The sequence below is a fragment of the Streptomyces sp. CBMA152 genome (assembly GCF_014596475.1).
Classification (GTDB): domain Bacteria; phylum Actinomycetota; class Actinomycetes; order Streptomycetales; family Streptomycetaceae; genus Streptomyces.
Window position 1 is genome coordinate 18,516 of sequence record NZ_MECJ01000028.1, and the last position, 13,911, is coordinate 32,426.

At 71.1% G+C, this 13,911-nt stretch carries 13 protein-coding genes and 1 riboswitch; of the genes, 5 read left to right on the forward strand and 8 right to left on the reverse strand.

Translation table 11 applies throughout. The annotated features are described in order from the left end of the window. The first annotated feature begins 109 nt into the window (after window positions 1-109). The 5 genes from BG418_RS23590 to BG418_RS23610 all read left to right on the forward strand — a co-directional run bounded on the left by BG418_RS23590 (window position 110) and on the right by BG418_RS23610 (window position 6,109). Complete coding sequence (locus BG418_RS23590; protein WP_188275978.1) at window positions 110-367, forward strand: DUF3311 domain-containing protein; 258 nt, start codon at window positions 110-112, stop codon at window positions 365-367. A 20-nt stretch (window positions 368-387) separates the two neighbouring features. Then, a complete protein-coding gene (gene mctP, locus BG418_RS23595; protein ID WP_188276543.1) occupies window positions 388-1,995 on the forward strand; it encodes a monocarboxylate uptake permease MctP in 1,608 nt (535 codons plus the stop codon). Between the two features lie 164 nt (window positions 1,996-2,159). Next, a riboswitch (cobalamin riboswitch) is annotated at window positions 2,160-2,301 on the forward strand. Window positions 2,302-2,427: 126 nt separating this feature from the next. After that, window positions 2,428-4,803 (forward strand): ribonucleoside-diphosphate reductase subunit alpha, encoded by a 2,376-nt coding sequence (locus BG418_RS23600; RefSeq protein WP_188275979.1) that lies wholly within the window; start codon window positions 2,428-2,430, stop codon window positions 4,801-4,803. After that, window positions 4,803-5,816 (forward strand): ribonucleotide-diphosphate reductase subunit beta, encoded by a 1,014-nt coding sequence (locus BG418_RS23605; protein WP_188275980.1) that lies wholly within the window; start codon window positions 4,803-4,805, stop codon window positions 5,814-5,816. The genes BG418_RS23600 and BG418_RS23605 overlap by 1 nt, the downstream gene beginning before the upstream one ends. Before the next feature lie 95 nt (window positions 5,817-5,911). Beyond that, window positions 5,912-6,109, forward strand: coding sequence for a hypothetical protein (locus tag BG418_RS23610; protein WP_188275981.1), 198 nt, complete (start codon window positions 5,912-5,914; stop codon window positions 6,107-6,109). Between the two features lie 64 nt (window positions 6,110-6,173). Here the strand turns inward: BG418_RS23610 and def are convergent, their stop codons facing one another. The 8 genes from def to BG418_RS23650 form a co-directional block, all read right to left on the reverse strand. Further along, on the reverse strand, window positions 6,174-6,806 hold the full coding sequence (gene def / locus BG418_RS23615) for a peptide deformylase (RefSeq protein ID WP_188275982.1): 633 nt from the start codon (window positions 6,804-6,806) through the stop codon (window positions 6,174-6,176). A gap of 59 nt (window positions 6,807-6,865) precedes the next feature. Continuing rightward, window positions 6,866-7,855, reverse strand: a complete 990-nt coding sequence (locus tag BG418_RS23620; RefSeq protein ID WP_188275983.1) for a hypothetical protein — start codon at window positions 7,853-7,855, stop codon at window positions 6,866-6,868. A gap of 161 nt (window positions 7,856-8,016) precedes the next feature. Beyond that, window positions 8,017-9,273 (reverse strand): HD-GYP domain-containing protein, encoded by a 1,257-nt coding sequence (locus BG418_RS23625; protein WP_399000397.1) that lies wholly within the window; start codon window positions 9,271-9,273, stop codon window positions 8,017-8,019. 203 nt (window positions 9,274-9,476) lie between these two features. Then, complete coding sequence (locus tag BG418_RS23630; protein WP_223185336.1) at window positions 9,477-10,910, reverse strand: HD-GYP domain-containing protein; 1,434 nt, start codon at window positions 10,908-10,910, stop codon at window positions 9,477-9,479. Between the two features lie 180 nt (window positions 10,911-11,090). Further along, entirely contained in the window at window positions 11,091-11,384 is a 294-nt protein-coding gene (rsrA, locus tag BG418_RS23635) for a mycothiol system anti-sigma-R factor (RefSeq protein WP_188275984.1), read from the reverse strand. Next, window positions 11,381-12,025, reverse strand: a complete 645-nt coding sequence (locus BG418_RS23640; protein WP_188276546.1) for a sigma-70 family RNA polymerase sigma factor — start codon at window positions 12,023-12,025, stop codon at window positions 11,381-11,383. Before BG418_RS23640 ends, rsrA begins: the two co-directional genes overlap by 4 nt. Window positions 12,026-12,329: 304 nt before the next feature. Then, window positions 12,330-12,968, reverse strand: coding sequence for an alpha/beta family hydrolase (locus tag BG418_RS23645; RefSeq protein WP_398999986.1), 639 nt, complete (start codon window positions 12,966-12,968; stop codon window positions 12,330-12,332). 90 nt (window positions 12,969-13,058) lie between these two features. Next, window positions 13,059-13,874, reverse strand: coding sequence for an SOS response-associated peptidase (locus BG418_RS23650; protein ID WP_188275986.1), 816 nt, complete (start codon window positions 13,872-13,874; stop codon window positions 13,059-13,061). Window positions 13,875-13,911: the final 37 nt, after the last annotated feature.

Consider the following 13,911-nt stretch of genomic DNA (forward strand, 5'->3'; position numbering starts at 1 on the left):
GCCCCGACCCCGCGTCCGGTATCCGGTACAGGGGTTCCCGGGGCGGGATTCCGTCCCCTAGATTGCCTGCGCATTACACAGGTGAGCAGCGAGGGGACGGAGCCACCATATGCCGCAGTCCACACAGGAGAGCAGACCGCTGATCACGCCCGTGCGCGTGGTCATCGCCTTCTGCCTGATCGCGCCCTTCGTGGCGATGCTCTGGGTCGGTTCTTACGCGAAGGCCGACCCGGCGTTCATCGGAATCCCGTTCTTCTACTGGTACCAGATGCTGTGGGTGCTGATCTCGACCGCGCTCACCATGCTCGCGTACAAGCTGTGGCAGCACGACCAGCGCACCGCCCGTAAGGCAGGTGCGTCGAAGTGACTCTCGCAGCAGAAGGCGGCGTGAACGGCGTCGCGCTCGGTGTCTTCATCTTCTTCTTCCTGGCCGTCACGGTCATCGGCTTCATGGCCGCGCGCTGGCGCAAGGCCGAGAACGAGCAGAGCCTGGACGAATGGGGCCTGGGCGGGCGCTCGTTCGGCACCTGGGTCACCTGGTTCCTGCTCGGCGGCGACCTGTACACGGCGTATACGTTCGTGGCGGTCCCGGCCGCGGTGTACGCGGCGGGCGCGGCCGGGTTCTTCGCCGTGCCCTACACGATCCTCGTCTACCCGCTGATCTTCACGTTCCTGCCCCGGCTCTGGTCGGTCTCGCACAAGCACGGCTACGTGACGACGTCGGACTTCGTGCGCGGCCGCTTCGGCTCCAAGGGCCTCTCGCTCGCGGTCGCGATCACCGGCATCCTCGCCACGATGCCGTACATCGCGCTCCAGCTGGTCGGCATCCAGGCGGTGCTCGACGTGATGGGCGTCGGCGGGTCCGGCAACTGGTTCCTCAAGGACCTGCCGCTGCTGATCGCGTTCGCGGTGCTCGCGGCCTACACGTACTCCTCGGGCCTGCGCGCGCCCGCGCTGATCGCGTTCGTGAAGGACGGCCTGATCTACCTCGTCATTCTGGTCGCGATCATCTACATCCCGATCAAACTGGGCGGCTTCCACGACATCTTCGCCGCCGCCCAGCACAAGTTCGACACCCCGAACGCGGCCGGGAAGCCCACGGGCGCGCTGGTGCCCGGCGACAAGAGCCAGTGGACGTACGCCACGCTCGCGCTCGGCTCCGCGCTCGCGCTCTTCATGTACCCGCACTCGATCACGGCGACGCTCTCCTCGCGCAGCCGCAACGTGATCCGCCGCAACACCACGATCCTGCCGCTGTACTCGCTGATGCTGGGCCTGCTCGCGCTGCTCGGCTTCATGGCGATCGCGGCCGGGGTCAAGGTCAAGAACGGCCAGCTGGCGATCCCGCAGCTCTTCGAGGACATGTTCCCGGACTGGTTCGCGGGCGTGGCCTTCGCGGCGATCGGCATCGGCGCGCTGGTGCCCGCGGCGATCATGTCGATCGCGGCGGCGAACCTGTTCACGAGGAACATCTACAAGGACTTCATCAAGCCGGACGCCTCGCCCGCGCAGGAGGCCAAGGTCTCCAAGCTGGTCTCGCTCGTGGTGAAGGTGGGCGCGCTGGTCTTCGTCCTCACAATGGACAAGACGGTCGCGATCAACTTCCAGCTGCTCGGCGGCATCTGGATCCTGCAGACGTTCCCGGCGCTGGTCGGCGGTCTGTTCACCCGCTGGTTCCACCGCTGGGCACTGCTCGCGGGCTGGGCGGTCGGCATGGCGTACGGCACGCTCGCCGCGTACGGGGTCGCCTCCCCCACCCAGAAGCACTTCGGCGGCAGCTCCAAGGAGATCCCGGGCATCGGCGAGATCGGCTACATCGGCCTCACGGCGTTCGTCCTGAACGTCGCGGTGACGGTGGTCCTCACGGTCGTCCTGCGGGCCCTGAAGGCCCCCGACGGCGTCGACGAGACGTCCCCGGAGGACTACACGGCGGACGCGGGGGATCCGGGCGTACAGACCGAACTGCCGCCCGCGACGGCGGGCGCCGCGCACTGAACCACCGCTGAACCGAGCACCACGCGCGCGTGGCCGACGACGGGCCGCCGGGAGATCCGGCGGCCCGTCGTCGTGTGCTGCGGGAATGTCCGCGCCGCTACGGGAGTTGGGTACTCGGACACCCTCCGAAGCCGCCACGACACAACATGTGGGGGTGGGCTCGGAGCCCGACACAAGATGTATGCTCGTCCTCGCTGTCGCCGCAGGGGAATCCGGTGCAAATCCGGAACTGTCCCGCAACGGTGTACTCGTACGCATTCGCGTACTTGGTCAGTCCGAGGACCTGCCGACAGCGCGCCCTGGCCGTCCGGTCAAGGGTGCCCAGACGTCCGGGCCTCGCGGAGTGGGCTGGTGGATGCGGCATACCCCTGCGCGGGTGGTCGTGTGCCCGCACCCCTGCTTGGCCCCGTGCCGAGCGAGGAGTGCCCCCACGTGACCATCGCCCCAGCGGATCCCGCTTCAGCGATCGAAGAGCCGGCAAATGCCCCCGGGACCGCCCTGCTGCGGATCCTGACCGACTTCACCGCCGATCTGCCGGACACCGACCCCGGCCGTGTCGCCGCCGCCGCGCTGCGCGGCCGCAACGCGCGCTCGGACGAGGCGGAGCTGCGTGGGCTGGCCACCGAGGCGGCCGCCGGTCTCATCTCCGAGGACCCGGCGTACTCCCGGCTCGCCGCCCGGCTGCTGACGGTCACGATCGCCGAGGAGGCCGCGACCCAGGGCTCGGTGTCGTTCTCCGAGTCGGTCGAGGTCGGCCACCGCGAGGGCCTGATCGCGGACCGCACCGCCGACTTCGTACGGCTGCACCGCGCCCGCCTGGACGCGCTGGTCGAGGCGTCGCTCGCCGAGGGCGCCGACGACCGCTTCGGCTACTTCGGCCTGCGCACCCTCTACTCCCGCTACCTGCTGCGCCACCCGATCACCCGCAAGGTCATCGAGACCCCGCAGCACTTCATGCTCCGGGTCGCCTCGGGCCTGGCGGAGGACGACTCGGTGCGCGCCCTGGACCAGGTCGCCGCGCTGTACGGCCTGATGAGCCGCCTGGACTACCTGCCGTCCTCCCCCACGCTCTTCAACTCCGGCACCCGCCACCCGCAGATGTCCAGCTGCTACCTGCTGGACTCGCCGCTGGACGAGCTGGACTCGATCTACGACCGCTACCACCAGGTGGCGCGGCTGTCGAAGCACGCGGGCGGCATCGGCCTCTCGTACTCCCGTATCCGCTCGCGCGGTTCGCTCATCCGGGGCACCAACGGGCACTCCAACGGCATCGTCCCGTTCCTGAAGACGCTGGACGCCTCGGTGGCGGCGGTCAACCAGGGCGGGCGGCGCAAGGGCGCGGCCGCGGTGTACCTGGAGACCTGGCACTCCGACATCGAGGAGTTCCTGGAGCTGCGCGACAACACCGGTGAGGACGCCCGGCGTACGCACAACCTCAACCTGGCGCACTGGATCCCGGACGAGTTCATGCGCCGTGTGGACACGGACGGCACCTGGTCGCTGTTCTCGCCGGCCGACGTGCCGGAGCTGGTCGACCTGTGGGGCGACGAGTTCGACGCCGCGTACCGCAAGGCGGAGGCCGCGGGTCTGGCCCAGAAGACCATCCCCGCCCGGGACCTGTACGGCCGGATGATGCGCACCCTGGCGCAGACCGGCAACGGCTGGATGACCTTCAAGGACGCCTCCAACCGCACCGCCAACCAGACGGCGGAGCCCGGCCACACGGTCCACTCCTCGAATCTCTGCACCGAGATCCTGGAGGTCACCGACGACGGCGAGACGGCGGTCTGCAACCTCGGCTCGGTCAACCTCGGCGCGTTCGTGCTGGCGTCCGGCGAGATCGACTGGGAGCGCCTGGACGAGACCGTCCGCACGGCCGTGACGTTCCTCGACCGCGTCGTCGACATCAACTTCTACCCGACCGAGCAGGCCGGCCGCTCCAACGCCAAGTGGCGTCCGGTGGGCCTGGGCGCGATGGGTCTGCAGGACGTCTTCTTCAAGCTGCGCCTGCCCTTCGACTCCCCCGAGGCGAAGGCGCTGTCGACCCGGCTCGCCGAGCGCATCATGCTCACCGCGTACGAGGCGTCCTGCGACCTCGCCGAGCGCTCCGGCCCGCTCCCGGCCTGGGACAAGACCCGCACGGCCCGCGGCGTCCTGCACCCCGACCACTACGACGTCGAGCTCAACTGGCCCGAGCGCTGGGCGGCCCTGCGCGAGCGGATCGCCGCGGTCGGCATGCGCAACTCGCTGCTGCTCGCGATCGCCCCGACCGCGACCATCGCGTCGATCGCGGGCGTGTACGAGTGCATCGAGCCGCAGGTCTCCAACCTCTTCAAGCGCGAGACGCTGTCCGGTGAGTTCCTCCAGGTCAACGGCTACTTGGTCGAGGACCTGAAGAAGCTCGGCGTGTGGGACGCGCAGTCCCGCGAGGCGCTGCGCGAGGCGAGCGGCTCGGTCCAGGACTTCAGCTGGATCCCCGCCGACGTGCGCGCCCTGTACCGCACGGCGTGGGAGATCCCGCAGCGCGGCCTGATCGACATGGCGGCGGCCCGCACCCCGTTCCTGGACCAGTCGCAGTCGCTGAACCTGTTCCTGGAGACGCCCACCATCGGCAAGCTGTCGTCGATGTACGCGTACGCCTGGAAGCAGGGGCTGAAGACCACGTACTACCTGCGCTCGCGCCCGGCGACCCGGATCGCCCGCGCCGCCCAGGCCAGCGCCACCATCCCCGTCCAGCAGGCGGCCCCCGACGCCGACGCGATCGCCTGCTCCCTTGAGAACCCCGAGTCCTGCGAGGCCTGCCAGTAATGACCGCCGAGAACAAGAACCTGCTCGACCCGGGCTTCGAACTGACCCTGCGTCCGATGCGCTACCCGGACTTCTACGAGCGCTACCGGGACGCGATCAAGAACACCTGGACGGTGGAGGAGGTCGACCTCCACTCCGACGTCGCCGACCTCGCCAAGCTGTCGCCGGGTGAGCAGCACATGATCGGCCGGCTGGTCGCGTTCTTCGCGACGGGCGACTCGATCGTGGCGAACAACCTGGTGCTGACGCTGTACAAGCACATCAACTCCCCCGAGGCGCGGCTGTACTTGAGCCGTCAGCTCTTCGAGGAGGCCGTGCACGTCCAGTTCTATCTGACGCTGCTCGACACGTACCTGCCCGACCCGGAGGACCGCGCGGCCGCGTTCGACGCGGTGGAGAACATCCCCTCCATCCGCGAGAAGGCGCAGTTCTGCTTCAAGTGGATCAACGAGGTCGAGAAGCTGGAGCGCCTGGAGACCCAGGCCGACCGCCGCCGCTTCCTGCTGAACCTGATCTGCTTCGCGGCGTGCATCGAGGGCCTGTTCTTCTACGGCGCCTTCGCGTACGTGTACTGGTTCCGCTCGCGCGGCCTGCTGCACGGTCTCGCGACCGGCACCAACTGGGTGTTCCGCGACGAGACGATGCACATGAACTTCGCCTTCGAGGTCGTGGACACCGTCCGCAAGGAGGAGCCGGAACTCTTCGACGACGCGCTCCAGCAGCAGGTCACCGACATGATCAAGGAAGCGGTGGAGGCCGAGCTCCAGTTCGGCCGCGACCTGTGCGGCGACGGTCTGCCGGGCATGAACACCGAGTCGATGCGCGAGTACCTCCAGTGCGTCGCCGACCAGCGCCTCCAGCGCCTCGGCTTCGCCCCGGTGTACGGCTCCTCGAACCCGTTCTCCTTCATGGAGCTCCAGGGCGTCCAGGAACTGACGAACTTCTTCGAGCGCCGCCCGTCCGCCTACCAGGTGGCGGTCGAGGGCTCGGTGGGCTTCGACGAGGACTTCTGATCCGCGCCCGGCGGAGCGGCCGGTGAGGGCTGGTCAGCCGGGTGACGGTGTCGTAACGTGATCTTCACCAAATGCACAGACTCTGGGGGAAGTTCATGTCGCGTACCACCCGTCTGATCGCCACCGCGGGCCTGACCGCGCTGCTCGCCGCCGCGGGCACCGCGACCGCGTCGGCCGCCCCGACGTCCATCGGCTGGGACACCCCGGCTCCGAAGTCCATCGGCTGGGACGCGCCCGCGCCGCAGTCGATCGGCTGGGACACGCCCGCGCCGGGGTCCATCGCCTGGGACTAGGCACCGCGAACCGAAGGGCCCCGCACCAGGGTTGGTGCGGGGCCCTTCGGCTGCGTGCGGACGCTTAGGCGTTGGGGACGACCTCGTAGCGCGGGGTGTTCTCCGCCATCTGCTTCAGCGCGTCCTTGCGGTCGCGCTTGGAGAGGCGGTCGATGTACAGGTAGCCGTACAGGTGGTCCGTCTCGTGCTGGAGGCAGCGGGCGAAGTAGCCGGTGCCGCGCACGCGGATCGGGTTGCCCTCGGCGTCCTGGCCGCTGACCACCGCGTAGTCCGGGCGGGCCAGCTCCGCGTAGGCGGTCGGGACCGACAGGCAGCCCTCGTTGGACTCGTCCAGGACGCGGCGGTCGGCCGGCAGCTCCTCCAGGACCGGGTTGCACACCACGCCGACGTGGCGCACGCCGTCGTCGTCCATGCAGTCGTAGACGAAGACCTTGAGGTCGACACCGATCTGGTTGGCGGCCAGGCCCACGCCCTCGGCGGTGCGCTGGCTGGCGAACATGTCGTCGATCAGCGCGGCAAGTTTGTCGTCGAACTCGGTGACGTCCTTGCACTCCTTGTGCAGCACCGGGTTGCCGACGACCGTGATCGGCCGGGACGTACCCCGCGAGCGGTACGCCTCCTCGCGCTCCTCGCAGTCCTCCGTGTCGACGACGAACCCGTCGTTCTCGACCTGCTGGTCCGTCTCCTGCTGCGACATCTCCGCCGTACGCCTTCCTCAAAAACCCGATTCCGAACCCGTACAGCCTACGGGCACCCTCAGCAGACTTCTTCGAGATCCCGCCACTCGCGGCTGTCCGGGCTGTCCGCGACCCAGCCGTCGAGCAGCCCGCGCACCAGGCCCGGGGGCGCCGCGATGCCGCACTCGCGCTCCGGCACCCACAGGTCGCCGGCGGTGCGGTGGCCGAGGGGGCCGGGGTGGCCCGGCTCGCTGTGGTCGTGCGGGTCCAGGTGCTCGCCGTCGCCCTCGTCGCTGGGCATCCGCGACTCCGAGCAGGCCCGGCACAGCAGCCGCACCGACGAGGACCAGTCCTCGGCGGCGAACCCGGCGTCGGCGGCCAGGCGCTCAAGCGCGTCCCGGTCGGCCTCGGTGGCGGCCTCCAGGAGCACCACCCAGGTGGGCACCGGCGACGGCGCCCACAGCTCGATCTCGTCGAAGACGGGGAAGGACGGGCCGGCCGCGACCGTGCGCTCGCCGTGCGGCACCCCGTCGTGCAGCACCACTTCGCCCCAGCGACGCCCGGACGAGGGCAGCGGGATCGACAGCACCTCGATGCGCGCCGGGTCCAGCCTGCGGCCCCACACGACCTCGGCCTCGCCCTCCGGGGAGAGCCGCACGGCCGCGCTGCCCAGCTCCATGCCGGACGGCTCGCCGGTGCCGGTGGCGGTCTCCTGGTAGCCGCGCACCTTGAGGCCGTACGCCTGCCAGGCGCGGCGGGCCAGCGGCCAGTCCTGGAGGGCGGTGGCGGCGATCCCCACGTTCCACCAGTCGGGGGCGCCGGTCTCCTTGTCGAGCAGCGCGACGGCCCGCAGGCCCGCGGCGCGCGCCTGCTCCCAGTCGTGCCGGAACTTGTGCAGCAGCGCCAGGTTGAACCAGGACTCGGAGAGCCAGGGCTCCAGGTCGGCGGCGCGCGTCAGCAGCGCGCCGGCGTCCTCGTACCTGCCGTCGCCGATCAGCGTGAACGCACGGTCCGTGGCCTGCCGCCACGAGGCGGAGGGCCGGTGCCGTCCCTTGCCGAAGATCCTCACGATTCCCGCCTGCCCAGACCGACCTGCCTCCGGTCTTTCGTCGCCCAGTTTTCTGGGTTCTTTCGCATCCAACCATGCCCGGCCGGAAGGCCGCTCATTACTCCTGGGTTACCCAGCGGCCACGGGCGTAAGACGCCCGGGTCCACTCCCGCCGCAGGTCCTCAGCCGAGGCCTGGCGGACCGCCCCGCTGATGGGCCAGGACCCGGGCCAACGATTCCACGACCTCGGGCTGGTAGTCGCGTCCGGTACCGAGTCGCAGTTGCTCCAGGGCGCTCAGGGAGCCCCCTGGGCCCCCGGGTGCCCCCGCGAGGTCGTCGTAGGCGTTGACGGCCCGCACGATCCGGGCGGGCAGCGGCTGCTCGCGATACGGGTCGGCCTGGCGCTCCACGATCACCGCGACCTCGGCGGGCACCCCGGTCTGGCGCACCACGGCCCCGCCGAGCAGGGCGATCCGGCGCTGCTCGGCCGGGGGCAGCGGTGCGGTGGCCCCGGCGGGCACGGGATCGACGAGCGAGAGCTGCCCGATGTCGTGCATCAGGGCCGCGTACTCCAGGACGCCCAGCTCGGCCTCCGAGAGCCCCAGCTCGCGCCCCACGGCCCGGCTCAGCCGCGCGACCCGGCGGGCGTGGCCCGGCTGGGTGTACCCGGCGATCTCGGTGGCGCGGGCGAGCGAGGTGATGGTCTGCCGGTAGGTGGTGCGCACCGCCGCGTACCGCCTGAAGGCCAGCTGGGTCAGCAGCAGCGGTACGCAGAACACCGGCAGCGCCCACAGCCCTGCCACCGCGACCGCGAGCGCGATCACGGCGCCGGTCGCGCAGACCGCAGAGCCGATCCCGAGCAGCGCCCGCAGCTCGTCGCGCAGCACAGGCCCGTACGGGAAGGAGGTGCGGGCCCGCAGCAGGGCGGCGGCGAGCACCGCGTCGCACAGCGCGGTGAGCACCAGGACCAGGAGCAGGAAGAGCGCGTAGTACGGGCCGTCGCCGGTCCAGCGCGCCAGGATTCCGGAGTTGTACAGCGGCTGGAAGCAGGCGGCCGCGAAGGCGACCGTGAGCACCCGCCGGGCCACCTGGTCCGCGCTCGGACCCCGGCCGAGCGCCACGTGCGGCACGGCCCCGACGAGCGCGGCCGCGAGCACCACGGCGACGACCTGGAGGACGCCGTGGTGGGTGGTGCGGCCGCCGTTCTCACCGAGCAGCGCGTACGCGAGCGCCCCGGCCGAGCCGAGCGGCGCGGACTCGCGCTCCTGTTCCCGGTCCTGGCCCCGGGCCCGCCACCGGGCCAGCTCACCGACGGCGACGAGCGCCCCGAAGGCCAGCGCGATCCCCGGCTCCACCACCCCGCACCACAGCGTCCGCCCCAGTGCCCACACGGCGAGCGCGGCGGCGGCCCCGTACACGGCGACGACGGTGAACGGCACGCGGTACGCGCGCGTGCGGTGCGGGCGGGCGTGGTGCGGTGGTCTTCGCGACGAGCGTGTGGCGGACGCGCGGGTAGGCACCCCGCCGGACAACCCGGCGAACGCCCAGCCCGGCCCCCGGCCCACAGTCCCGTCCAGTCCCTCGGCCGCCGCCCCGGTGTGCTCCCCGGCCGCGCCAAGCTCCCCGGCCTCCTCCGTCCCCGTCACCCGAAACCGCCGCGCCCAGCGGCATTGCGCGGAACCCCCGTCAGCACCTGTCCGTTCGAGTCAGCAGGGGGGCACACCGCCGAGACGTTTCCGCGCCCCGCGCGCACGGCCCCCTCCGGCTCGTCCGCCGTCACCGCCGGGTGCCAGCCGTGCCGCTCGACCGCGCGCACCAGCGCCCGCACCATTTGCGGGTCGAACTGGCGCCCCGCGCACCGCTGAAGCTCCTCGACGGCCGCCTCGACGGGCCGGGCGCGCCGGTAGGAGCGGGTCGACGTCATCGCGTCGAAGGCGTCGGCGACGGCCACCACGCGCGCGAACTCGGGGATCTGGGGACCCGCGAGCCCGTACGGGTAGCCGCTGCCGTCGAGCCGTTCGTGGTGGTGCAGGATCGCGGCGCGCGCCTCCCCGAGGAAGCCGATGCCGCGCACCATCTCATGCCCGTACTCGGGGTGCAGCTCGATCACCGCGCGCTCCTGCGGGGTGAGCGGGCCCTCCTTGCGCAGCAGCCGGGTGGGCACGCCCAGCTTGCCCACGTCGTGCAGGATCCCGGCGAACCGCAGCACCTCCAACCGGCCCTCGTCCATGCCGAGTTCACGCGCGATCAGCACCGAGGCGAGGCCGACGCGCTCGCTGTGGCCACGCGTGTAGGTGTCCTTGATGTCGACGGCCTGGACCAGGGCGCGGATGGTGGCCTGGTGGGCGGCGTGCTCGCGGTGGTACTGCGTGAAGACCCAGCAGGAGACGTACATCGGCAGCAGGACGAGGAGCGCCGAGGGCGGCCCGTACCGGCTGCGCCAGAGCACCGCCATCATCAGCCCGGCGAGGCCGTGCACGCAGTACGGGGCCAGGGAGCGCAGCAGCAGCCCGCGCCAGGCGGTGCGGGCGGGCAGCCGCTCGGCGGTCCACAGGATCAGCCCGTCGAGGGCGGTCAGGACGAGACAGAAGACGAGGGCCGCGGCCCCGGCGGGCAGCAGGGCGTACGGGAAGTCGGGCGCGGGCGTGCGAGCGGTGCCTCCCAGTGCCGCGCGCCCGCCGAGCAGTTCGTGCGCCCCGGCCGCGGCGCACACGGCGAGCGCGAGCTGCGCGGCCCGCCAGACACGGCGTACGGCCCGGGGCGGCTCCTCGACGGGCGCCAGCAGCGCGCCGGGGACGGCGACCAGCGCGGCGGCCGCAGGTGGCAGCAGGAACGCGGCGGCGAGCAGCACGGGGAAGAACGAGCCGGACACCGGCGGCACGCTGACCCGGCCCAGGAGCAGCGGGCAGCGCGCGGGCCACTCGCAGAGCGCGTAGAGACCGGCGAGCAGCCCCAGCGCGCCCCAGGGCACCGGCCCGAGCGCAAGGGGCAGCGCGCACGCCCCTGCGGCCACGACAGCGCCCAGGAGCGCGGCACGCGCCCCCCATGGCATGGTCCGTGGCTGCGATCCGTCCATGGCGCGCCTCCCTCCTGCTCCGGATCGGGAGGATAGGCCCGCGCGGATCGGCGAGTAGGCGCATTGTCGGATTGAACCGTTTTCGGTCCCGCCGGATTAGCACCTTCGAGTGACGAAAGGGGCCGCAACGCATGGTTGCGGCCCCTCTGTTCACGCTTCAGCTGTGGATCAGCCCAAGTCTCAGCCCTCGGCGACGATGTCCTGGTCGGGCACTGCCTGGCCGGAGCGGATCAGATCGATCCGGCCCATGACCTTCGACCGCAGGTCGGCGGGTACGTCGTCCGACCCGCAGCACCGCTTGACCAGTTTCTTCACGGCCTGTTCGAGCCCGTACTTCTCCAGGCACGGCGAGCACTCCTCGAAGTGCGTCTCGAACTTGTTGCAGTCGCTGTCGGGCATCTCGTGGTCGAGGAACTCGTAGAGATGGTCCAGGACCTCAGAGCAGTCCGTCTCGTGCGGCTCTCCGCAGCTCATGAGCCCGAGCCTTTCGCTTCGTCCGAATCGCCGGCGCCGGCCGGGACGAGCCCGCGGTCGCGGGCGTAGTCCTCCAGCATTCCGCGCAGTTGGCGGCGGCCCCGGTGCAACCGGGACATCACCGTACCGATGGGTGTACCCATGATGTCCGCGATCTCCTTGTACGCAAAGCCCTCTACGTCCGCGAGATACACGGCGATACGGAACTCCTCCGGAATGGCCTGGAGGGCTTCCTTCACATCGGAGTCGGGCAGATGGTCCAGTGCCTGGGACTCGGCCGAGCGCAGACCGGTCGACATGTGCGACTCGGCGCGCGCGAGCTGCCAGTCCTCGATCTCCTCGGCGGCGCTGCGCTGCGGTTCGCGCTGCTTCTTCCGGTACGAGTTGATGAACGTGTTGGTGAGAATCCGGTAGAGCCAAGCCTTGAGGTTCGTCCCCTCCCGGAACTGGTGGAAGGATCCGTACGCCTTGGCGTACGTCTCCTGCACCAGGTCCTCGGCGTCCGCCGGGTTGCGCGTCATGCGCAGCGCCGCCGAGTACATCTGGTCGAGGTAGCCGAGGGCATCCCGCTCGAAGCGCGCGTTGCGCTCGGCGGTCGACTCTTCCACGTGGCCGTCGTCGGTCCCTGTGACCGGACCCACCTCCTCGAACGGTGTGACGAGTCCGAAGCTGGACCCGCTCGAATCGGAGGATAGACGACGATCCGGTCCGCCCGCCGCTCGAATAGGAGCGGTCTTCGCCGCCGACAGCACCGTCCACTCCAGGTCAGCGGCGTGCGAGCGGCTGGGGCAGATGGTCGAACCCATGCGACGGACTCCCTCTCCACATAAGGCCAGGCTTGCGATTGCGTATGTCCTCACAACAGCGGCCCGCCACCCGGCATTCCCGGGGGTCCGTCCGCCGCTGTCGGGGGGCCACTTGGGGTTCCCCGGGGTTACCGGCGGGTCAGCCGAGCCCGGCCGCCCAGCGCCCGACGCCGTCCGTGATCACCCGCAACGCCTCGTCCTGGCCGATGTCCGCCCGCTTGGGCACCGCGAAGGAGTGGTCCCCGAAGGGGACTTCGACCAGCTCGTACTTTCCGGCCGGGAACTCCCCGGGTCGGCCGAACGGATCGTTTCCACCCTGCACTACGAGGGTGGGCACCCCGGCCCCGAGCAGTTCGTCCGCGCGGGACTTCTCGGGCTTCCCCGGCGGGTGCAGCGGGAAACTCAGGGCGAGCACCGCGTGGGCGCCCAGCTCCGTGGCGAGGCGGCAGGCCACGCGCGCGCCCGCGCTGCGCCCGCCCGCGACGACCGGCAGTCCGGGTTCCGCGAGCGCGGGCCACACCCCGCGCCACCCGGTGTCGAGGGTCTTGGGTGCGGGCGCCACCTTCTTCCCGGCGACCCGCCAGGGCTGTTCGACGAGCGCGACGCTCACCCCGAGCGCGGGCAGCGCACCGGCCAGCGCCTGGAGGTCCCGCGCCTCGATCCCGCCCCCGGCGCCGTGCCCGAGGGCGAGCACGAGCCGGGCCTTGGCGGCCCGGTGCCAGGTGATCCGGGCGTCGCCGGTTGCTGTCGCTACTACGTGGGTGGTGGTCACCGTCACATAGTGCACGGCGCGGCGGGGGCGGGGGCGCAGGCCCGGAGGCTCGGGTTCCGGCTCAGAACGGGATCCGGCGCAGAAAAGGCGTCCCGCTCAGAACAGCGTGCCCTCCTCCGGCCCCGACAGTTCCTTCAGCAGCTCCGGCCCGTTGTTGCGCACATTGCTGACCGCCGTCGACACCGCGTACGCCCGCATCAGCCCCTCCGGCGGCGGCGCGAGCAGTGCGCGCAGCGACTCCACGTCCGTGGTGGACGGGTCCAGCCACTCGGCCCAGCGGTCCGGCGTCAGCATCAGCGGCATCCGGGGGTGGATCTGCGTCAGCGACGAGGGGCCCTCGGCCGGGGCCACGCCCAGCGGGCCCGTCTCCGCCTCCGTGGTGATCACCGAGCAGGTCGCCCACCAGGCCGCCGGATGGTCGTCCGGCAGCGTCCGGTCGCGCCAGAACTCATAGAGCCCGGCCATGGCGAAGACCGAGCCGTCGGCGGGCGAGATGAAGTACGGCTGCTTGCGCGGCCGCTTCTTCTTGCCCTCGACCTCCAGTTCCCGCTCGTCCGCCCCGGTGACCCACTCGTAGTAGCCGTCGGCGGGCAGGATGCAGCGGCGGGCCGCGAACGCCTTGCGATAGGACGGCTTCTCATGGACCGTCTCCGCGCGCGCGTTGATCATCCGCGCCGCGCCCTCCGGCGACTTCGCCCAGGACGGGACGAGCCCCCACTTCAGCTTGCGCAGCTGGCGAACCGGACGCCGGTCATCCGCGTCTTTCAGTGGGCGCTCAAGGACCGCGTAGACCTCCTTGGTCGGGGCCACGTTCCAGTCCGGTTCCAGGCTCTCCTGGGGATCCCACTTCTCTATTTCAAAGATTCCCGCGAGATCCTCGGGCCTACGACTCGCTGCATACCTCCCACACATGACAGCAACCCTGCCACGCGGCAGCCGATCAAGAGGA

Excerpts from the sequence above, each read along its gene's own strand:
- def (WP_188275982.1), bottom strand. The coding sequence starts at position 6,806 with ATGTCGCAGCAGGAGACGGACCAGCAGGTCGAGAACGACGGGTTCGTC.
- rsrA (WP_188275984.1), bottom strand. The coding sequence starts at position 11,384 with ATGAGCTGCGGAGAGCCGCACGAGACGGACTGCTCTGAGGTCCTGGAC.
- BG418_RS23630 (WP_223185336.1), bottom strand. The coding sequence starts at position 10,910 with ATGGACGGATCGCAGCCACGGACCATGCCATGGGGGGCGCGTGCCGCG.
- BG418_RS23650 (WP_188275986.1), bottom strand. The coding sequence starts at position 13,874 with ATGTGTGGGAGGTATGCAGCGAGTCGTAGGCCCGAGGATCTCGCGGGA.
- BG418_RS23610 (WP_188275981.1), top strand. The coding sequence starts at position 5,912 with ATGTCGCGTACCACCCGTCTGATCGCCACCGCGGGCCTGACCGCGCTG.
- BG418_RS23590 (WP_188275978.1), top strand. The coding sequence starts at position 110 with ATGCCGCAGTCCACACAGGAGAGCAGACCGCTGATCACGCCCGTGCGC.
- BG418_RS23605 (WP_188275980.1), top strand. The coding sequence starts at position 4,803 with ATGACCGCCGAGAACAAGAACCTGCTCGACCCGGGCTTCGAACTGACC.